General features: G+C 40.8%; 18 protein-coding genes. 5 read left to right on the forward strand and 13 right to left on the reverse strand.

Annotated features, from left to right (window positions below):
* The 6 genes from I6E70_RS06090 to lpxB all read right to left on the reverse strand — a co-directional run bounded on the left by I6E70_RS06090 (position 1) and on the right by lpxB (position 7,958).
* On the reverse strand, positions 1-354 hold the full coding sequence (locus I6E70_RS06090) for a hypothetical protein (protein ID WP_010553734.1): 354 nt from the start codon (positions 352-354) through the stop codon (positions 1-3).
* Positions 355-1,659 (reverse strand): tRNA lysidine(34) synthetase TilS, encoded by a 1,305-nt coding sequence (gene tilS / locus I6E70_RS06095; protein WP_165725417.1) that lies wholly within the window; start codon positions 1,657-1,659, stop codon positions 355-357.
* 82 nt (positions 1,660-1,741) lie between these two features.
* Positions 1,742-2,698, reverse strand: coding sequence for an acetyl-CoA carboxylase carboxyl transferase subunit alpha (accA, locus tag I6E70_RS06100; protein WP_007581016.1), 957 nt, complete (start codon positions 2,696-2,698; stop codon positions 1,742-1,744).
* A 16-nt stretch (positions 2,699-2,714) separates the two neighbouring features.
* Positions 2,715-6,206, reverse strand: coding sequence for a DNA polymerase III subunit alpha (gene dnaE, locus I6E70_RS06105; RefSeq protein ID WP_024590731.1), 3,492 nt, complete (start codon positions 6,204-6,206; stop codon positions 2,715-2,717).
* 2 nt (positions 6,207-6,208) lie between these two features.
* Complete coding sequence (gene rnhB / locus I6E70_RS06110; RefSeq protein ID WP_010553737.1) at positions 6,209-6,811, reverse strand: ribonuclease HII; 603 nt, start codon at positions 6,809-6,811, stop codon at positions 6,209-6,211.
* Positions 6,801-7,958, reverse strand: a complete 1,158-nt coding sequence (lpxB, locus tag I6E70_RS06115) for a lipid-A-disaccharide synthase (RefSeq protein WP_024608696.1) — start codon at positions 7,956-7,958, stop codon at positions 6,801-6,803. Before lpxB ends, rnhB begins: the two co-directional genes overlap by 11 nt.
* A gap of 301 nt (positions 7,959-8,259) precedes the next feature.
* Between lpxB and I6E70_RS06120 the strand changes: the two genes are divergently transcribed.
* Genes I6E70_RS06120 through cydC form a run of 5 tightly spaced genes read left to right on the forward strand, consistent with a single transcriptional unit; the run spans position 8,260 to position 14,677 of the window.
* Positions 8,260-9,843 (forward strand): cytochrome ubiquinol oxidase subunit I, encoded by a 1,584-nt coding sequence (locus I6E70_RS06120; RefSeq protein WP_007581009.1) that lies wholly within the window; start codon positions 8,260-8,262, stop codon positions 9,841-9,843.
* Positions 9,840-10,979, forward strand: a complete 1,140-nt coding sequence (cydB, locus tag I6E70_RS06125; protein ID WP_007581007.1) for a cytochrome d ubiquinol oxidase subunit II — start codon at positions 9,840-9,842, stop codon at positions 10,977-10,979. Before I6E70_RS06120 ends, cydB begins: the two co-directional genes overlap by 4 nt.
* Positions 10,980-10,991: 12 nt before the next feature.
* A complete protein-coding gene (gene cydX, locus I6E70_RS06130) occupies positions 10,992-11,156 on the forward strand; it encodes a cytochrome bd-I oxidase subunit CydX (RefSeq protein ID WP_002958303.1) in 165 nt (54 codons plus the stop codon).
* On the forward strand, positions 11,146-12,939 hold the full coding sequence (gene cydD / locus I6E70_RS06135; protein ID WP_007581004.1) for a thiol reductant ABC exporter subunit CydD: 1,794 nt from the start codon (positions 11,146-11,148) through the stop codon (positions 12,937-12,939). The genes cydX and cydD overlap by 11 nt, the downstream gene beginning before the upstream one ends.
* The gene (gene cydC, locus I6E70_RS06140) at positions 12,932-14,677 is read left to right on the forward strand and encodes a thiol reductant ABC exporter subunit CydC (protein ID WP_165725416.1); all 1,746 of its coding nucleotides are present in this window, start codon (positions 12,932-12,934) and stop codon (positions 14,675-14,677) included. Before cydD ends, cydC begins: the two co-directional genes overlap by 8 nt.
* Here cydC and I6E70_RS06145 read toward each other — a convergent pair.
* From I6E70_RS06145 to rseP, 7 genes are all read right to left on the reverse strand, one after another.
* The gene (locus tag I6E70_RS06145; RefSeq protein ID WP_007581000.1) at positions 14,660-15,052 is read right to left on the reverse strand and encodes a septal ring lytic transglycosylase RlpA family protein; all 393 of its coding nucleotides are present in this window, start codon (positions 15,050-15,052) and stop codon (positions 14,660-14,662) included. The genes cydC and I6E70_RS06145 overlap by 18 nt on opposite strands.
* Positions 15,053-15,197: 145 nt before the next feature.
* The gene (lpxA, locus tag I6E70_RS06150; protein WP_007580998.1) at positions 15,198-15,968 is read right to left on the reverse strand and encodes an acyl-ACP--UDP-N-acetylglucosamine O-acyltransferase; all 771 of its coding nucleotides are present in this window, start codon (positions 15,966-15,968) and stop codon (positions 15,198-15,200) included.
* 2 nt (positions 15,969-15,970) lie between these two features.
* On the reverse strand, positions 15,971-16,423 hold the full coding sequence (gene fabZ / locus I6E70_RS06155; RefSeq protein WP_007580997.1) for a 3-hydroxyacyl-ACP dehydratase FabZ: 453 nt from the start codon (positions 16,421-16,423) through the stop codon (positions 15,971-15,973).
* A 26-nt stretch (positions 16,424-16,449) separates the two neighbouring features.
* A complete protein-coding gene (gene lpxD, locus I6E70_RS06160) occupies positions 16,450-17,472 on the reverse strand; it encodes a UDP-3-O-(3-hydroxymyristoyl)glucosamine N-acyltransferase (protein ID WP_007580995.1) in 1,023 nt (340 codons plus the stop codon).
* A 7-nt stretch (positions 17,473-17,479) separates the two neighbouring features.
* Positions 17,480-17,998, reverse strand: coding sequence for an OmpH family outer membrane protein (locus I6E70_RS06165; RefSeq protein ID WP_007580993.1), 519 nt, complete (start codon positions 17,996-17,998; stop codon positions 17,480-17,482).
* 11 nt (positions 17,999-18,009) lie between these two features.
* Positions 18,010-20,481, reverse strand: coding sequence for an outer membrane protein assembly factor BamA (bamA, locus tag I6E70_RS06170; protein WP_121954042.1), 2,472 nt, complete (start codon positions 20,479-20,481; stop codon positions 18,010-18,012).
* A gap of 96 nt (positions 20,482-20,577) precedes the next feature.
* Positions 20,578-21,930, reverse strand: a complete 1,353-nt coding sequence (rseP, locus tag I6E70_RS06175) for a sigma E protease regulator RseP (protein ID WP_197188307.1) — start codon at positions 21,928-21,930, stop codon at positions 20,578-20,580.

A 21,930-nucleotide genomic window follows, 5' to 3' on the forward strand; every position in this document is an offset into this window, starting at 1 on the left:
CTAGCTTCCCCCGCTAGGCTTTGCACTTACCAATTTATAAATAAACAAAGCAGCACAAAAACCAAAAAAGAATCCGCTAATTAAATTAAGTAATGCGGTAATAGTAGCAAGCGGTGTAAATAATACTAAAAGCAGTGGCAGGCTCACGCCTAAAATAAAAAACAATCCACCTTTACCTAACCAATAAGCTAATAAAAGCACTGCAGATACAATTCCACCCGCAACTGCATAACCTAACGTTACAATATTTAACTCAAGTAAAATATTAGCAATAATAGCTATAACGGCCGTTATTAGCATACCCACTGGCGCTTTAGTAACTAACGACAAACCAACATGCGGCTGTTTACTCATTTATTTACACTCCCAAAAAATACCATTTTCATCAATATGTTTAGCACTTATAAAATAACCAACCACTTGAACTAATTCATCATTATAAAAAATAAGCGGCACACTGGCGCGAAGCCAGGGCGCTATTTTTGCATCTTTAAACCAATGCTTAACTGTATTACTACCAGGCTTTTTAAGTGGTTTTATGCGTGCGCTATTGCAATCAAAGCGTACTACTACTTGCTCATTAGCGTGTGGAGGTCTTACTCCGCAACCGGTGCTTTTAATTAATAAGCGCCCGTCTGCCAGTTTTAGCTGTGAATGATTCAGCTCAATATCTGTTAATACTTCACTTGGTGTTAAAAAATACAAATAACCTTGATGACGACGTATTTGCCCATCGAGCAAATCAATACGCATTTGTGCATCGTTTTTTGCGCACATTGCTTGATTAATAATTTGCTCGAGCTGCTTTTGCGATGGCATCACTTGTGTAAATAGTGCAAGCCACGCACGTACTATATTTGCAATGCGCGCTGCGCTGTATTCGCTTATCTGGCCAATGCAAAGTGCTTGATGCTCGTTAATACACTTATTTAAATCAAGCTGAGTATATTCATCAAGTAATGTTTGTTGCTGCTGTAGTAGCTCAATACTTCGTGCAGTGCATTGTTCAAACCCATTAAAGCGCTCAGCTAACACAGGTACTATTTTTGAGCGTAAAAAGTTACGATCAAAACTTTCATCTGTATTAGAGTCATCGGTTATGTGGCTAACACTAAACTGCGTTGCAAACGCTTCTATATCGCTGCGAGCTACATTTAGTAATGGTCTAAAACATATACGCCCACTTTGCAGCAAGCGCTCTTTATACATAGAACCTAGCCCTTTTAAACCTGAGCCACGCTTTAAGCGCAATAAAAACGTTTCTACTTGGTCGTTTAAGTGTTGGCCCAGTAAAATAATGCTGCCTTGTGGGCTTAGTTCATCAAGTGCTTTATAACGGGCGTCGCGTGCTTGGGCTTCAAGACTTGTGCGCGACTGCGGCTCAATAACAACTTTCGCAGCTTCAAAAGGCACATTAAGCTCAATGCATACGTTTTTGCAAAAGTGTTGCCAGTCATCAGCATACTGGCTCAAGCCATGGTGGACATAAATAGCCGATACATTAATTGCAGGGTTATCTACTTTTAAAGTGCGCATTAAATGCAACAACACCACAGAATCAACGCCACCAGAAAGCGCCACTGTAAAAGCGGTGTTACCTTGCTCAATATAGCTATTTAATGATTTTTTTAATTGCTGATAAATTGCTGATGTATGCATATGGGCGCACTTTTATATAAAAACTCTGAACATTTTAAAGCAAAAAAGCCGCATAAGCGGCTTTTTTTAACATTTAATGTGTTTAGCAATAACCAAACGACATTAAACGTTTATAACGTTGATCAAGCATTTCTTCAAGTGTAAGTGCTTGTAGGTCTGCTAAGTCACGTTTAAGGCGAACTTTTAAGTTACGTGCCATAGCATCGTAATTGCGGTGCGCGCCACCTAGAGGTTCATCAATTAAGTTACTGATTAAATCTAGTTCTTTAACTCGCTCTGCGGTTACACCCATTGCTTCTGCTGCAAGTGGGGCTTTGTCGGCGCTTTTCCAAAGAATAGACGCACAACCTTCAGGCGAAATTACAGAGTAAGTGCTGTACTGCAACATGTTAACTCTGTCGCCCACACCAATCGCTAATGCACCACCTGAACCGCCTTCGCCAATAACCGTACATATTGTCGGCACTTTAAGTGTCGCCATTACTTTTAAGTTACGCGCGATTGCTTCAGATTGACCACGTTCTTCAGCGCCAACACCTGGATATGCACCCGGCGTGTCGATAAAGGTCATGATTGGCATTTTAAAACGCTCAGCCATTTCCATTAAGCGTAATGCTTTACGGTAACCTTCTGGCTTTGGCATACCAAAGTTGCGTTTAATTTTTTCAGCAGTGTCACGGCCTTTTTGTTGGCCAATAACCATTACTGGTTCGCCATCTAAACGCGCAACGCCTCCTAAAATAGCCGGATCGTTAGCAAAAGTACGATCGCCAGCAAACTCGTCAAATTCCGTGAAAATGCGCTCGATATAATCTCGAGTGTAAGGACGCAACGGATGACGTGCTAACTGTGATACTTGCCAAGCGCCTAAATTAGAAAAAATCTCCTGTTTTTGTTTGGCACTTTTTTCTTTTAATTTGCTGACTTCCTCTTCTAACTCAAGGTCTAATTCGCCAGCGCGGCTTATATTTTGTAATTCTTCAATTTTTGCTTCTAATTCTGCAATTGGAAGCTCAAAATCAAGATAATTGAGGCTCATGCTCTAAACTACCTAATCAGTTAAATTCTAGTTCTACATCTTGCGCAGCCATTAGTGATAACTTATGAATTAAATCGTCACTTGGCGTAACACACCATTCGATCCCAAGAGTTAATTGTGCCAACGCATCTGGACGTTGGTAATAAACCTTGATCGGACACGTTCCCATTTTATAGGGTTCGAGTACTTTTTGTAATTTATCGAAGAAACCTGCCTCGACTTGCACCATGTTCAGCGTCATTTTAATCGCTTTAATACGCTTTTCACGCGCTTGAGCAATGGTGTTTATTTCTCTGGCGGTCATTGTAATACCACCGGAGAAGTTATCAAAGCTGACCTGTCCAGATATTACCAAGATATTGTTAACTTGGAGCATATCTTGGTACTTTTCAAACTCGTCTGAATACAAGCGTACATCAATCCGTGCACTCTTGTCATCTAAAGTTACTAAGGCCCAACGATTTCCTTTTTTGTTAATTAATACCCTAGAAGCAATCACCAAACCTGCGGCTGTTGCAAATACATCGCGGTTCGTTGGCTGTAAATCAACTATTTTCCCGCTGGTATAATGCCTAAGCTCACGGCGGTACTGATTTATCGGATGCCCAGTTAAATAAAGGCCTAGGGTTTCTTTTTCACCATCTAACCATTCGTTATCAGTTAGGCCTGTGGCTTTAATAAAGGCTTGTTCAACCTCATCAGGCTCAGTGGCTAATAAACCAAATAAATCACTTTGCCCTAATAGCTCAGCTTTGTTGTGTTGGTCGGCCGCACGCATTGCACTTTTTAAACTTGCTAGTAATGTAGCACGGCCAGCTTGGGTTTTTTCTGGCCCTAAATTATCGAGTGCACCTGAATAAATTAATTTTTCGGTCACGCGTTTATTTAAGCGTTTTAAATCAACTCGGGCACAAAAATCAAATAAATCTTTAAATGGGCCCCCTTTTGCACGCGCTTCTAATATTGCATCAACCGGTGCTTCACCTACACCTTTTATCGCGCCAATGCCGTAAACAATCTCGCCTTGCAAGTTTACTGTAAACTTAAACTCACCTGCATTCACATCTGGCGGCAATAAGGTGAGCTTCATGTTTTCACATTCATCCACCAAAATAACGATTTTGTCGGTGTTATCCATATCAGCCGACATTACCGCAGCCATAAACTCTGCAGGATGATGCGTTTTCATCCACAGCGTTTGATACGAAACAAGTGCATACGCCGCCGAGTGAGATTTATTAAAACCGTAACCTGCGAACTTTTCTACCAAGTCGAAGATTTTTATTGCGAGTTCGCCGTCAATGCCGTTATTTCTTGCGCCATCTTCAAACGTTGAACGCTGCTTTGCCATTTCTTCGGGTTTTTTCTTACCCATTGCACGACGCAGCATGTCGGCGCCACCTAGCGTGTAACCTGCTAGTACTTGCGCAATTTGCATTACTTGTTCTTGATACAAGATAATGCCGTACGTTGGATCAAGTATTGGTTTTAAGCTTTCGTGCTGATACTGCGCATCTGGGTATGAGATTTCTTCGCGGCCCAGTTTTCGGTCGATAAAGTTATCTACCATGCCTGATTGCAGCGGACCTGGTCGGAACAAGGCCACGAGTGCAATCATATCTTCAAAGCAGTCGGGCTTAAGTCGGCGTACTAAGTCTTTCATACCGCGCGACTCTAGCTGGAATACAGCAGTCGTTTCAGCGCGAAGTAGCAATTCAATACTTTTTTTATCATCCAGTGGGATGGTATTTATATCAACGAGATCTTTACCTTGGCGCTCCATGCGCACATTGGTCATATCGACCGCCCACTGCAATATAGTCAGTGTACGTAAACCCAAGAAATCGAACTTAACTAAGCCTGCAGTTTCTACGTCGTTTTTATCAAATTGCGTGACCGGAAACTTACCTTCGTCATCGCAATAAAGCGCGGCAAAGTCGGTAATAGTGGTTGGCGATATTACTACGCCACCCGCATGTTTACCGGCGTTACGTGTACACCCCTCTAAAATGCGACACATGTCGATTAAGTCTTTTACTTCGTTGTCGCCATCGTAGGCTTCTTGCAAGCGTGGTTCTATATCAAACGCTTTAGCAAGTGTCATCCCAGGATCGCCTGGAATCATTTTTGAGATACGATCAACAAACCCGTAAGGGTGCCCAAGCACTCGCCCTACATCGCGTATTACCGCTTTTGCAGCCATGGTGCCAAAGGTAATAATTTGCGATACCGCATTACGCCCATACAAAGCCGACACGTGATCAATTACTTCGTCTCGTCTATCCATACAGAAATCGACGTCGAAATCGGGCATTGATACACGTTCTGGATTCAAAAATCGCTCAAAAAGCAAGTCGAATTCAAGTGGATCCAAATCGGTAATTTTAAGTGCGTATGCAACTAACGAACCTGCACCTGAGCCTCGACCAGGCCCAACCGGAATATTGTTATCTTTACTCCACTGAATAAACTCCATTACGATTAAGAAGTAACCTGGGAATCCCATTTGGTTAATTACGCCAAGCTCTATATCAAGTCGCTCATCGTATTCAACGCGTTTTACTTTTCGCTCTTCTTCGTCGGGGAATAAAAACTGTAATCGCTCTTCAAGACCGTCTTCTGATACTTTAACTAAAAACTCATCAATCTTAAGTGAGCCAGTTGGATAATCAGGTAAAAAGTAAGTCCCTAGCTGAACCGTTACATTACAACGTTTAGCTATTTCTACGGTGTTTTGTAGCGCCTCTGGTATATCGCTAAACAGCTCAGCCATTTGCTCTGATGTTTTTAGGTATTGTTCTTCAGAGAATCGTTTAGGGCGGCGTTTATCGTCAAGCGTGTAGCCGTCAAAAATAGCAACGCGAATTTCGTGCGCTTCAAAGTTTTCAGGCTTTAAAAACACTACTTCGTTGGTCGCTACAACAGGTAACTGCTCTTTGGTAGCAAGCTCTACCGCCATGTGTAAGTAGTCTTCTTCAAGCGGTCGGTTAGTGCGAACAAGCTCAAGGTAGTAGTTGTCGCTAAAATGCTGCTTATAAAAGCTAACTACCGATTCAATAACACTTGGATTATTTTTTAGTAACGCTTTACCTAAGTCACCATCTTTAGCGCCCGAGAGAATAATTAAGCCCGTTTTATGCTCCACCAGCCATTCTCGGTCAATCACTGGGCGATGAAACACATGCCCACGTTGATACGCTTTAGATATTAATAAGGTAATATTTTTATAGCCGTCGTTGTCTTTGGCTAATATGGTTAGACGGCTTGGCTCATCAGGAAATTCTGGGCTACGAACCCAAAAGTCAGCACCCACAATAGGCTTAATACCGGCGTTATGTGTTGCGCCGTAAAAACGCACTAAGCCACAAAAGTTCATTTGATCGGTAATCGCAATAGCGGGCATTTGCAGCTCTTGCGCTTTAGCAACTATTGGCTTTGTTTTAGCAAGGCCGTCAACCATCGAAAAATCTGAATGAACTCTTAAATGAACAAAATCAGGAGCAGCCATGCTTAACCCTCACCATTGGCTTGCGCCAATACACGCTGCACAGGTTTAAAGCTTTTACGATGCTCATCAATCGCGCCGTACTGCTCAAGCGCTGCAAAATGTGCTTTTGTTGGATACCCTTTGTGCCCTGCAAAACCATATTCAGGGTGGCGTTTATCAAGCTCAATCATTTCGTCATCGCGCGCTACTTTAGCTAAAATAGACGCCGCTGAAATTTCGGCCACTAAGCTATCGCCTTTTACAATAGCTTGCGCTGGCATAGTGAGTTTTGGCAAACGATTACCATCTATAAATACAAATTCAGGTTGCGTACTTAATGCCTCTACTGCACGGGTCATGGCAAGCATAGTCGCGTGCAGAATATTTAACTCATCAATTTCTGTTGGATTGCAGCGCCCATACGCATAACACAATGCTTTTTCTTTTATTTCAATCGCAAGCGCTTGGCGTTTTTTATCTGTTAATTTTTTAGAATCCGCTAAGCCAGCTATTGGTTTAGTCGGATCTAAAATGACTGCAGCAGTAACTACATCACCAACAAGTGGGCCGCGCCCTACTTCATCTACACCGGCAATTAAGGATACATTAGGTCTATCAATTTGCATTTATTAACTCCGCCACAGCGTTCGCTGCTTGTTCGCTGGCATTTAATCTAATTTTTTCGTGAATAGCTAAAAAGCGTGCTTTTAGCTCTTTGTTATCAGTGTTGAGCATAGGAGTAAGCGCATTTGTTAAATTAGCCACATTACACTCACTTTGTAAAAACTCAGGCACTAGCTCTTCGTCTGCTAATAAGTTAGGCAACGAAAAATACTTAATATTAAACGTAAATAAAGTTTTAAATATCCAATAGCTCAAAGGCTTTATTTTATAGCCCACTACCATTGGCTTTTTATAAAGCATGCCTTCGAGTGTTGCAGTGCCCGACGCTAATAAAATAGCATCAGCAGCTTGCATCGCTAATTTTGATTGTCCATCAAGCAGGTTAACATTAAGGTTTGGCGCGGTAGCGTTTAATATATCAGTAAACTGCGCTTTGCGTTTTTCGTTAACCAGTGGCACCACAACTTTAAGATTGGGGTTTTTAGCTTGCAGCTCTGCGGCTGTTTTAATGTAAGTTTCACTTAGTAAACCAACTTCTGAGCCTCGGCTACCAGGAAGTAACGCCAGTACTTTGTCATCAAGGCTTAAGCCGAGTTCTGCACGTGCTTTAGTATCATCGTGCTCAAGCGCTATATCGTCTGCCAAGGTATGACCTACAAATGTACATGGCACTTGGTGTTTATCGTAAAATTCTTTTTCAAATGGTAATAACGCCAACACTAAATTAGTCGCTGCACTTATTGTATGAATTCGCTTTTCGCGCCACGCCCAAACAGACGGACTTACATACTGTACTGTTTTAATGCCCGCATCTTTAAGTGGCTTTTCAACGCGTAAGTTAAAATCGGGTGCATCAATACCAATAAATACATCAGGTGGGTTATCTACAAAATGCTGCACGAGTTGTTTACGTATTTTAAGCAAACGCGGCAAACGCCCTAGCACCTCAACAAGCCCCATTACCGAAAGCTCATCCATGTCGTAAAGTGTTTTACAGCCCTGCGCTTGCATTTTAGGTCCTGCTATTCCTTCAAAAATAGCGTCCGGAAAATGTTTTTTAAGGGCTTTAATTAAACCTTCACCTAAAATATCGCCCGACAGTTCACCTGCCACAATACCAATACGTAGTTGTTTTTTATCTTTATTCATTTGATTTTATTTCACAAGTAAACCAGGCGTTCATGCTTGTTAGTTTACCGTGTTTTACTGTTTGGTTAAACGCTTTAAATAACTGGTTTTTTATCACGTAAGTTAAGGCTTTATGTTGTTTGTTTTTAATACTGATGTAGCATAGGAAATATATATTAAGTTTTACTAATATGTATGTTGACAAAAATTGCACAAAAGTAAATACTATTACAAACTTTCAGTAATTACTGAAAGTTCATTAAACCTTAACTTTGCCAATTAAATGTTGCCCTGTTAATCCGTCACTCTCAAGGAGCCAATAATGATAGATGAAACCTTTGTGGATCTATCGCGATTACAGTTTGCTGTTACCGCTCTCTTTCATTTCTTATTCGTACCGTTAACGATAGGTATGACCTGGATTTTAGTTATTATGGAATCGGTTTATGTTATGACCGGTCGCGAAATTTATCGTGATATGACTAAGTTTTGGGGAAAATTGTTTGGTATTAACTTTGCAATTGGTGTGGCGACAGGCCTTACCATGGAATTTGAGTTTGGTACTAACTGGTCTTATTACTCCCATTACGTAGGTGATGTTTTTGGTGCTCCCCTTGCTATTGAAGGTTTAATGGCATTCTTTTTAGAATCGACCTTTGTAGGTATGTTCTTTTTAGGCTGGGACAGACTCTCTAAACGCCAACATTTAGGTGCAACCTTTTTAATGGCCATTGGTACCAACATGTCGGCGCTGTGGATTTTAATAGCCAACGGCTGGATGCAAAACCCAGTAGGTGCTGAATTTAACTATCAAACCATGCGCATGGAAATGACCAGCTTTGCAGAGCTTGTGTTTAACCCTGTAGCACAAGTTAAGTTTATTCATACCGTATCGGCAGGTTATGTAGCTGCATCTATGTTTGTACTGGGCATAAGTAGTTGGTACATATTAAAAGGCCGTGATTTAGCGTTTGCTAAACGTTCTTTTTCGGTCGCATCGGGCTTTGGTTTAGCATCAATTCTATGTGTAATTTTACTCGGTGACGAATCAGGTTACGAAGTAGGCGAAGTTCAAAAAGTAAAACTTGCCACGATTGAAGCTGAATGGCACACAGAAGAGGCTCCGGCTGCGTTTACCGCATTTGGTTTTCCTGATTCAGAAGAGCAAGTAACACATGCTGCGGTTAAAATACCTTACGCACTTGGGTTAATTGCTACACGTTCACTTGATGAGCAAGTAACGGGTATTAACGACCTAGAAAAACAACACGAAGTACGTATTCGCAACGGTATGATTGCTTATGAATACCTTACAAAACTCAGAAACGGTGAAGATACGCCAGATAATATTGCCAAATTTAATACCCTAAAAGATGATTTAGGTTATGGCTTGCTACTTAAGCGCTACACACCTGATGTTGTAGATGCTACCGAAGAGCACATTCAAAAAGCGGTTAAAGACTCTTTCCCTAAAGTAGGCCCTATGTTTTGGTCATTTAGGATTATGGTTGCCTGTGGTGTAGCCATGCTGGGTGTATTTATATTGGCATTTTACTACAACGCACATCGCGTTATTGAGCAAAAACGCTGGTTGTTATGGGCTGCCGTATTGAGCATTCCACTACCTTGGATAGCTATTGAATTTGGCTGGATAGTTGCTGAGTATGGCCGTCAACCTTGGGCTATATCTGAAATACTGCCGACCTTTTTAGCCACGTCGTCACTAACAGTAAACGATATTTTAATTAGCTTAACTGGATTTATTGTTTTCTATACTGGTTTAGCCATTGTTGAAGGTTGGTTGATGATCCGCTTTGTTAAGCAAGGACCAAGCTCGCTACATACTGGTAAATATCATTTTGAATTGCCAAATAAAACTGATCAAACTGAAGGAGAGCAATCATGATTTTTGATTATGAAACATTAAAAATGCTTTGGTGGTTGATCATTGGTGTGCTGCTTATTGGCTTTGCTATTACCGATGGCATGGATATGGGCGTTGCTATGTTGCTTCGCCTAGTTGGTAAAACAGATTCAGAGCGCCGTACGGTAATTAATACCATTGGTCCACACTGGGATGGTAACCAAGTATGGTTTATTACCGCAGGCGGCGCGTTATTTGCAGCGTGGCCTATGGTTTATGCAGCTGCATTTTCGGGCTTTTACTTTGCCATGATGCTAGTACTCTTTGCTCTATTTTTTAGACCACTAGGGTTTGATTACCGCAGTAAAGTAGACTCAAAACGCTGGCGTAATAACTGGGATTGGGGCTTGCTTGCAGGCAGCGCAATTCCAGCATTAGTTTTTGGTGTTGCTTTTGGTAACTTATTTTTAGGCGTACCATTTAATATTGATAACTTAATGCGTGTTAGCTACCAAGGTTCATTTTTTGGTTTACTTAACCCGTTTGGTTTGCTTGCTGGTTTAGTGAGTATCACTATGCTAATTGCTCATGCGGGGATGTGGTTACAGCTTCGTACAGCTGATGCAGTAGCAGATCGCTCAGGGCAATATGGTCGTTATTCACTGATTGTGTTTATTATACTGTTTGCAGGCGCTGGTTTTTGGGTTGCTAATTTAACGGGTTACCAAATTGTATCTATGCCTGATACACAAAGCCATGCAGATCCATTAGCTAAAGTAGTAACAACAGCCCAAGGCGCGTGGCTTAGCAATTACAGTGAACGTCCATGGACTATGACCTTTCCTATTTTAGCGTTTGCAATGGCACTAAGTGCGCTATTTTTTTCTAAATTGAACAAACCAGCACTTGGACTTATTTCAACAAGCTTAATGTTAATTGGCGTGATTATGACGGCCGGTGTTTCACTGTTCCCATTTATTATGCCATCAAGCAACAATCCAAATATTAGCTTAACAATTTGGGATGCGGTATCGAGCCATAAAACGCTCAATGTAATGTTTGTTGCAGTGTGTATTTTTGTCCCACTTATTTTAACTTACACCACCTGGTGTTATGTAAAAATGTGGCGCAGAGTAACGGTTGAAGAAATTGAAAACAACACTCACGGTAGCTACTAAGGAGACTAAACTATGTGGTATTTCGCTTGGATTTTAGGTGTACTTTTGGCCTGTACCTTAGGTGTAATAAATGTAATGTGGTACGAATTTCATCAAAATAAAAACAGCATTGCTGATGATGAACAAGCCATGCACGATTTATTAAACGATGCTAACAACACAAAAGATGACGACTAACCCCCGACCAGATCGCGCGCAGCAGCAATCACTGCGCGCTTTTTTAAAGCGTCAAAGTAAACCCGCTGCAGTGTGGTTAAAGTTAAGCATTGCACTGGGTACTTTTAACGCATTACTTATGATTGCAGGTGCTTATTTACTTGCGCAAACTATTCACAACGTTATGTTTGAAGGTAATAATTTAGCCCAAGTTACTCATTTATTATGGCCCTTAGCAGGCATTATTTTATTGCGCGCGGTGTTTTTAGCATTAAGCGAACGCTTGAGTGCATATGCTGCACTTAAAATAAAATCGGCTATGCGCCAAACACTTCTAAATAAGCTCAGCTTACTTGGCCCAAGCTATATAGAACAACACGGCCAAGGCGCTACATTAAATACCCTACATAATGGCGTAGAAGCACTCCACGACTATTATGCTAAATACCTACCCGGTGCTGCTTACAGCGCGCTTATTCCGCTGGCAATATTGGTTGTTATTTTTCCGACAGATTATAAAGCTGGGTTGATATTTTTATTAACCGCCCCGCTCATTCCTTTTTTCATGATTTTGGTAGGCTCAAAAGCCGAAGCTTTAAACCAAAAACGCTGGAAGCAACTTGCTGTACTGGGCAATTACTTTTTTGACCGCGTACAAGGTTTAACTCAACTCAAGCTATTTAATGCAACACGTACCGAGCTTAAACAAATAGCTAAAATTTCAGATGATTTTAGACACGCTACACTCGATGTTTTAAAGATCGCGTTTTTATCATCATTTGCACTTGAGTTTTTAGCCACCATTAGCGTGGCATTAGTCGCAGTAATTATTGGTTTTAGACTGTTTTTTGGCACTCTTGATTTTGCTACTGGCTTTGTGGTGCTACTTTTAGCGCCTGAATTTTATTTACCACTGCGCCAGCTAGGTAGCCATTACCATGCACGCTTACAAGGCATTAGTGCCGCTGCCGATATGGTTGCGATTTTAAATGCACCACTGCCAAGTGACGAAAATGCGTCAGCGACTACAAACACGCCTGAAAACAATTTAACTTTAAATACAATTAACTCCATAAGTATTACCGACCTTAATTTTATATACCCAGATAGTAACGAAGGGATTAAAAATATAAATTTAACACTGCCAAATAAAGGCTTAATTGCAGTTGTGGGCAGTAGTGGCTCAGGTAAAAGTACGTTGTTTGATTGCTTATTAGGGTTTCACCCTGAGGTGATAAACCACCTATCTATTAATGATCAGAGTTTAAGCACAACCGATATTACTTACCTGCAAAATAACATTGCATGGATACCACAAAAAGCGACGCTGTTTTACGACACCATTGCTGCCAACATTAAATTGGCCAAACCAACTGCCACACAGCAAGAGCTTGAACATGCAGCAAAGCAAGCTGGTGTGCTTGAATTTATAAATACCCTACCCGATGGTTTTAACACACTGATAGGTGAGCAAGGGGAAGGACTTTCTGGCGGGCAAAAGCAACGTATCGCACTGGCTCGTGCATTCATAAAACAAGCACCAGTTTTAGTGCTTGATGAGCCTACAGCGCACCTTGATAGCCAAACAGAGCAGCTTATTCAAGATGCTATTAATGAATATGCTAAAAATAACTTAGTATTAGTCATTGCTCATCGACTAAATACCGTTAAACATGCCAGCAATATCATTGTTATGCACGATGGGAAAATAGCTGAGCAAGGTCACTTTGAAACACTTGCAGCGCAAAATGGTGCATTTGCTGATTTATTAAAAACGGCCAAACAAGGGGTTGCGCATGCATAATTTTATTCGCTTATTAAAGCTTTGTGCTCCTCATTATAAAGCGATGCTATTGGGTACATTTTTAGCAACGATTACGGTATTAGCTAATGTGGGCTTGTTGGCTATTTCTGGCTGGTTTTTAGCATCAATGGCCGCTGCTGGTATTGCGGGCGTGCAAATGAACTACTTTACTCCAGCAGGAACGATTCGGTTTTTAGCAATTGTACGAACTGCATCGCGCTATGGCGAACGCCTAGTTACTCATAACGCCACGTTTTTATTACTAAGTGAAATACGTACCAATGTCTTTGCAACGTTAAGTAAGCTTAACAATGTTGATTTAGCAATGAGCCGCAGCGCTGATCTAGTTAACCGATTACAAAACGATGTAGACGCACTCGACAAGTTTTATTTAAACGTTTTACTTCCTATGCTGGTCGCTCTTTTAAGTGTGCCAATCATCATGCTGTTTATGTCGGCCTATAATGGCAACGTCGCCCTTATTTGCTTTACTGGCATTATACTTATTGGTGTGGTTATACCTGCCCTACTCAGCGCAAAGCTCACTAAAAACAGCCATAAAGAAACACAACTTAGTGCACAACTTCGCTCTGAGCTTTCAGATACACTCACAGGCCTTAGAGAGCTTAGTATTTATCAAGCCCGTTCGCAGCAACTTAATAAGTGCGACGAATTAAGCGAGCAGTACAATCAGCAATTATTTATTCGCCACAAAGCACTAGCAAACTCAGATGGGTTAAGCTTGTTGGTTGTTCAATTAGCGATGCTTGCTAGCATAGTAACCATTGTCCCACTGGTTTACGCAAGCAGTATGGTAAATGTAGAACTTGCTATGTTAAGTTTATTTGTACTGGCAAGCTTTGAAAGCGTATTGCTACTACCCAATGCGTTTATAGAGCTTCCTAGTGTATTAAAAGCAGCAGAGCGGTTGTTTACACTTGAAGATAAAGCCGCTAACTCACAAGCTAAAGATGCACATGTAGACGTTGATGAAAACTTTAGCGCGCAAAACCACACGTTAGCACTTAACAATATTAGCTACCAATATGGTGAGCAAACAGCGCTTACTAATATCAGTTTTGAGCTAATGCCCCAGCAAAAAGTAGCGATTGTAGGTAGAAGCGGAAGCGGTAAAACAACGCTTGTAAATTTACTGACTGGTTTATGGCCTTTACAACAAGGCAGCATAACGCTAAATAATCAAAATAGCGTTGTTAACTTACATTCGTTAAATAATGATATACGCGCAAGTGTGATAAATATATTAGCCCAGCAACACCATATTTTTGATGGCACACTGAGTGAAAATTTACGTTATGCCGCGCCAAATGCAACTAAAGAGCAAATGATTGAAGCCCTCTCGTTAGCGCAATTAAGCCCGTGGTTTAATGAGCTAAAAGAAGGTTTAAAAACACGATTAGGCACTGGCGGGCGTAATGTGTCGCAAGGTCAGTCTAGACGTATAGCCATTGCACAAGCATTACTTAAAAGCCCAGCTATTTTAGTTCTTGATGAACCAACAGAAGGTCTTGATAATCAGTCTAAGCAAGGGGTAATGCAAGCAATAATGCATGTTATGAATAACGCGAGCGTGCTCACAATTACGCACGATCCCGCTCTACTTGCTCAAATGGATAATGTTGTATGGTTGGAAGGCGGTAAAGTAGTCGCACAAGGCTCTCATAAAGAGCTCAGTGGGGCTTATCCTGGTTATGTTGCGCTAACTACCCGGTTTTAAAACCTTTACTGATACATCAATAACGCCGACCTTAGGGTCGGCTATCTTTTTAAACATACTTTTTGATAAATCAATAATACGACCTCGCACATACGGGCCTCTATCGTTAATTCTTACCGTGACTGATTTGTTATTGGCTAGATTAGTAACAACCACCTTAGTACCAAAATCGAATTCTAAATGGGCTGCCGTGGCGGCTTGTTGGCTAAAGCGCTCTCCGTTGGCGGTTGTTCTTCCGTGGTATTTATCAGCATAAAAAGATGCTTTCCCAACTTGAGTGATTTCTCCAGCAGATGATTTAACAATAGGCTGGCTACTACAAGCGGCTAAAACTGAAGTAATAAAAAGAGTGACAACTAACTTAGGTAAACGCATAGGACGGCTTTTATTATATAAATTACCCGCATACTAACTCAATTACCCTGAGTATTAACTGAATTAGCTTAAAGCAGAGCAATAAAAAACCACCTTCGATTTATCATCTAGGGTGGTTTTTTAATGCTTAAAGCAAACCCGCGAATTATCTTACGATGCCGCGCTCTGAGTTTTTAACAAAGTCGACCATCAATTTCACAGCAGGATACTTTGCGGCATCTTCACTAAGCGACTCAATAGCTTCTTCAGCACCTAAGCTTTTACGATAAAATGCTTTGTATGCACGGCGTACAGCCATAATTTCATCACTTTCGAAACCACGACGCTTCATGCCTTCTTTATTGATAGCTGCAGGACCTGCTGGCATACCAATGGTAGTAACAAATGGTGGTACATCTTTGTTAACACCTGAATACATACCAATAAAGGCATGTGCACCAATTTTACAAAACTGATGAACACCCGAATTACCACCAAGGATAACCCAATCGCCTACATGTACATGGCCGGCCACACTTGCGTTGTTAGCAAAAATTACGTTATCGCCAATTACCGCATCATGTGCAACGTGTGTATAAGCCATAAACAAATTATTACTACCAATTTTAGTAACACCTTGGTCTTGAATCGTACCACGGTGAATAGTGGCACATTCACGGATAACGTTGTTATCACCCATTATTAAAGTGGTTGGCTCGTTGTTGTATTTTTTGTCTTGGCAGGCTTCACCCACAGACGCAAACTGAAAAATATGATTGCCAGAGCCAATAGTTGACGGCCCTTTAACAACAACGTGAGACTCAATAATACAGTTATCACCGATAACAACATCATTGCCAATATAACTATACGGACCAACTGAGACATTGTTGCCTAGTTTAGCGCCAGGTTCGATTATTGCTGTAGAATGGATCACTATTAAAACTCTCTTCTCGCACACATAATTTCGGCACTACACACTATTTTGCCGTCGACTCTAGCTTCTGCAGCAAACTTCCAAATGTTGCGACGTTCTTTTAAAAACTCAACATGAAGATGCATTGTATCACCAGGAATTACAGGTTGTTTAAAACGTGCGTTATCAACAGCAGCAAACAAATACAATTCGTTTTCGCTACGGTTTTCTACTGTTTTAAAACCTAATAAACCCGTTGCTTGCGCCATTGATTCTAATATTAGCACACCAGGAAAAATTGGCTGATTTGGAAAGTGCCCAGTAAAAATTGGTTCATTTATAGAAACATTTTTAATAGCATGTAAAGACTTGCCAGGTGTAAAATCAATAACACGATCAATTAATAGCATCGGGTAACGGTGCGGTAATAAACTTAAAATTTCTTGAATATCAAGGCTATTTAATTCGTTTGCCAAAATAGCATCCTTATTAGTGTTCAACGTTATGACTTAGCCAATGCTTCAAGCGCTTTAAGACGAGATTTCATGTCTGAAAGGTTACGCAAGTGAGCTATTGATTTACGCCATTCTTTGTTTGTTGTATGGGGCATACCAGATGAGTAAATACCTGGTTCGGTGATTGATTTTGTCACCATACTCATGCCGGTAATTATAACACCATCACATACAGACATGTGACCATTAATTGCAACCATGCCACCAATTTGACAGTTCTTGCCAATGGTAACGCTTCCTGCAAGTACAGTGCAGCCCGCTATTGCGGTGCCTGAATTAACTTCAACGTTGTGCGCTATTTGGCACTGATTATCGATAATAACATTGCTATGAATGATGGTATTGTCCAGTGCACCACGATCAATTGTCGTACTTGCACCAATTTCAACTTTGTTGCCTATGATCACTGAACCAAGCTGAGGTATCTTAACCCACTGCCCGCGCTCATTTGCATAGCCAAACCCATCACTACCTACAACACTATTTGCTTGAAACAAACAATCTGAACCAATTTCAACATCGTGATAAATAGTCACACTAGGCCAAAGCTTAGTGCCAGAACCTATTTTAACACGTTCCCCGATAAAACTGTTCGGACCAATTTGCGCGTTGTCACCTATCACTGCATGAGCTTCAATGACTGCGTTAGCACCAATAGCGGCGCTATCACTAACAATCGCTGTTGAATGAACAGTTGCACTTGGATGAATACCCGTCGAGGCTGAGCGTGGTGTTGTATCCATAAATTGCGCTAATTTTGCGTAACTTACATACGGATTAGCAACAATAATTTTGCTGCCACTAAAGTACTCTGCATCGGCTTGGCTTACTATTACAGCACTAGCTTGAGTAGTTTCAAGTTGCGATCGATATTTTGAGTTCGCTAAAAATGCAATATGCCCAGAATGGGCATTTGCAAGTGTCGCTATTTTTTTTATTTCTAAAGCGCCATCACCCTGAAGTTCGGCGCCTAGAAGTTCCGCAATTTGCGAAAGCGTATAATTTTGCATAGAGTGATTATTTCTTACTAACAGCGGCTACAACTTTAGATGAAAGATCAGTCACTTCTTTAGGGTTAAAGTAAATAGTAGTGTCTTTTACTTTAACTTCGTCGAAGTCGCCGTCTTTAGCAATCTCTTCAATTGTTTTGATGATTACACCTTGAACTTTAGCAAGCTCTTGGTTTTGACGCGCTTTAATTTCTTGCTCTAAAGGGCGACCTTGTTCAGCAAGATTTTTTTGCATGCCCTGAATTTTTTCACGCAGAGTATCTTTTTGAGCTTGGCTCATAGTTGTACTTTCACGTTTAAATTTTTCAGCTTCAAAACGAATATCGCCTTGTAACTTTTCAAGCTCTTGACGACGTTCAGCAAACTCAGTTTGTAAAGACTGTTCAATTTTAGCCATTTGAGGAATTTGCTTGTAGATTTCCTGCATATCAACAATACCTACTTTGTGTGCAAATGCATTCACAGAAGTACCCATCATTAACGTTGCTAAAACTGCTACAGCTGTTGATTTAAATAATTTTTTCACAAAAAACTCCTTTAGAAAGTGTTACTAATGTTAAAGCTGATGGTTTTCGTATCGTCATCTTCTTCTTTTTGCAATGGATACGCAAAACTGATCAGCATTGGACCCATTGGAGAGATCCATTGTAATGAAAGACCGGTTGAAACCCTAAAACGCATTGGGTCTGAATAGTCATCTAATTTAGCACGTTCATCAACGCCTAAGTTTTGATAGCGGTCTACGTTAAACTCAGTATCCCATACGTTTGCAGCATCAACAAAGAAGCTAGTACGTACAGAGCTGGTATTTTCTTCATCTAAGAATGGTGTAGGAACAATTAGCTCCATACCTGCCACTGCTTTAGCATTACCACCAATACGACCTTGTGGCACTAGAATATCAAATTCTGATGCACCACCAATATTACCCGTTGTAGTGCCGTCTGCACCTGGCGTACCCGGAATAGACGAAGGTATACGCGACACAGCACGTGGTAATATTGTATTACGGTCAAAGCCACGTAGTTCCATTTCAGTTATACGGAAGTACTCTTGGAATGGAAGTGTTTGCTCATACCCGTTTGTAGAACCATAACCGTTACCATAACCAAGTGCTGCACGCGTCGAGAATACCCAACGGTGGTCATTTGATATAGGCCAGTAAAAACGCGAATCGTAATTCAGTTTAAAGTACTGAAGATCTGAGTTAGGCGTTGTTGCTGTTAAGTTTAGAGTTTGACGCGAACCCGCTGTTGGGAATAAACCACGGTTAACGGTGATACGCGACCAGCCAACACTCAGCTCATACTTAGTAAAGTCAAAGCCTGCATCTGGGTTATCTGGATCTAAGAATGTTTCACGAAGTACACGCGTTTGCTCGTACTCTGCAATATCCGAAAGCTCTTCTTTAATCCAACGGGCGCCAAAGTTAACACGATTTACAGCATCAATTGGAAAACCAATATTTGTGCCTAAACCATAACTTTTCGATTTATATTCAACAAGACTGAATTTACTTGCATCGTAGTTTCTGTAAAAGATGCTACTGCCTTGCGATACACCATCTGGCGTAAAGTATGGGTCTGTGTACGATAAGCTTAAGCTTTCAGAACCTGTAGACGTATTAAGGTTTAAACCAATTTGGTTACCTGTGCCTAAAAAGTTAGATTCTGTTACACCAATATTAAACTGCAGACCTAAGTAAGAACCATAAGCAAGACCAGCATTAAAGCTACCTGCAGATTGCTCTTTTACAGTAAAGTCTACATCTACTTGGTCATCCACACCGGGTACAGGCACTACGTTAAAATCAACAGTTTCCATGTAAGGTAGACGTTGAATTTGCAGTTTTGAACGCTCAAGGTTTTGATTAGATAACCATGCGCCTTCAAGTTGTGTCATTTCACGACGAAGTACTTCATCTGCCGTATTTTGGTTACCACCAACAATAATACGACGAACGTATACACGCTTACCTGGATTAACCGATAGTGTTAATTGTACTTCTTGCTTTTCGTCGTCAATTTCTGGAATTGTACGCACTTCAGCATTAGCGTAACCAAAACGTGCTAAGTAGCTTTTAATAAACTCTTCAGATGAAGTAACTACAGAACCGTTATAAAGCTCACCCGCTCTAAGCGGGATAACACTTTTAATTAAGTCTTCACGGCCAAGCAAGTCACCAATAAAGTCAAAACCTTTAACTTTATATTTTACGCCTTCAGTTAAGTTAGCTGTAACGTAAACTGATTCACGTTCAGGGCTCACTGAAACTTGCGTTGAGTCGATATTAAAACGTAGGTAACCACGGTCTAAATAATAACTACGAATTTTTTCTAAATCGCCTTCAATGGTTTGCTTTTGGTAACGGTCGCTACCCATAAACTGCCACCAAGGTAAATCTTGCTGCGATTCAGCAAGTTTAAGAAGCTCTTCATTAGAAAAAAGTTCATTACCCACTAAGTTAATTTGGCGGATAGAAGCAGCATCACCTTCATCAAACTCTAACTTAAGTTTAACGCGGTTACGTGGCAGCTTAGTAATACTGATATCTACTTTAGCGTTGTATTTACCAATGCTGTGGAAAAACTCAACTAAGCCTTTTTCGATACTATCGATAACGGTTTTATCAAGTGGTTCACCTTGGCGAATATCTTGCTGATCAAGAGACTCATTAAGCTGCTCGTCTTTAATGTCTTTATTGCCTTCAAACTCAATAAAGCTGATGGTAGGGCGTTCCGTTACTTTAAAAATAACGTTGTTGCCATCACGAAGTGCTTTTATGTTATCAAAGTGCCCAGAACGATAAAGTGACTTTATTGTTTTTGAAATCGTATAGTCATCAACATTATCGCCTACGTTAATAGGAATATGTGTTAGCGCTGCACCAAGTGCTACGCGCTGCAAACCTTCAACTTTCAGGTCTTCAACAATAAAGGAGTTTTGGCCTAGGGCTGCAAAACTTGCACCCAATAAACTTGTTATTGCCAAATGTTTTTTTATAGCCATTTTATTATCTTTATCCTTTACAACTGTATTACCGCATAACACCTTACTAGTGGTGCTTTACAATCGTGTTCTAATTAGTAATTTGCCACGCTGTAACTACAAACGCGATACATCATTGAACAAAGCGAAACATGTTAGAAAAATGAGCAACAAGGCACCCACTTTAAAACCAAACTCTTGTGTCTTTTCAGAGACCGGCTTTTTACGAAAAAGTTCAATTATGTAATACATTAAGTGTCCGCCATCAAGCACTGGTAAGGGTAATAAATTAAATACACCCAAGTTAACGCTTATTAAGGCTAAAAAGCTTAAAAAGGCCACTAACCCATAGCTTACGCTAGTTCCAGCGCCTACTGCAATGCCCACAGGACCACTTAAATTTTTAACCGAAACCTGGCCTGTAATTAAATTACCAATCATGTCAAAACTGAGTGTAATTAAGCGCCACGTTTCTTTTGTGCCTCGCACAATACTATCGAGCGGGCCGTAATGCCTTGTCTCTACATAGCCATCAGGCCATTGCTGTACAACAGGAGCAACACCTAAAAAGCCTTGCTCAATACCGTTATTATCAATGCGCCCTTTAGGGGTAACTGTAATGGCTTGTATAGTATCTTGTCTTTTTACACTAAATTGTAAAGATTTGTTAGCTGATTGCGTAATAAGATTAACTAATTGCTGCCAATTGCTTATTGTTTCACCGTTTACAGACAAAATTGTGTCGTTAACTTGTAAATTAGCGTGTTCTGCGGCTGAGTCTTTAGTTACGGCGGCAATTGTTAAAGTTGCTTGAGGTCTAAATGGCACAATACCTAACGAACTTAATGGTGGTACGTCTCGCTGGTCAAGCTTCCACCCCTCTAAATTAAGCGTTTTAACGCGTGGTTGAAGGTTTTTATCACGAACAATAACTTCAACGCTTTCTTCGCCTAAGTTAGACATAAGCGCAAACGTGGCATCTTGCCATGTCGTTATGTCATCATTACCAATTTTTATAATATGTTGAGAAGGCATAATGCCCGCCTGCTCTGCGCGACTGCCTTCGGTTATGCTGCCAACAACTGGCTTAACCGATTGCACACCTACCATGTACATCACCGCAAGAGCAAAAATGGCAAACAAAAAGTTAGCCATTGGTCCCGCAGCAACAATAGCAATACGTGCTTGTACAGATTTAGAGTTAAACGACAAGTGGCGTTGATTTGCTGGTACGTCATCAACTCGCTCATCAAGCATTTTTACATAACCACCTAATGGAATAGCGGCAATCACGTATTCGGTATTATATTTGTCATGCCATTTTAACAGTGGCTTACCAAAACCAATTGAAAAGCGCAGCACTTTGACGCCCATTTTTCGTGCAACCCAAAAATGGCCATATTCATGTATGGCCACTAAAATACCAAGCGCTAAAATAAATGAGCCAAGATTCCAAAAAAAATCAAACAT

Origin of the sequence: Pseudoalteromonas sp. NGC95 (assembly GCF_015864705.1) — a bacterium.
Lineage (GTDB): Bacteria > Pseudomonadota > Gammaproteobacteria > Enterobacterales > Alteromonadaceae > Pseudoalteromonas > Pseudoalteromonas arctica.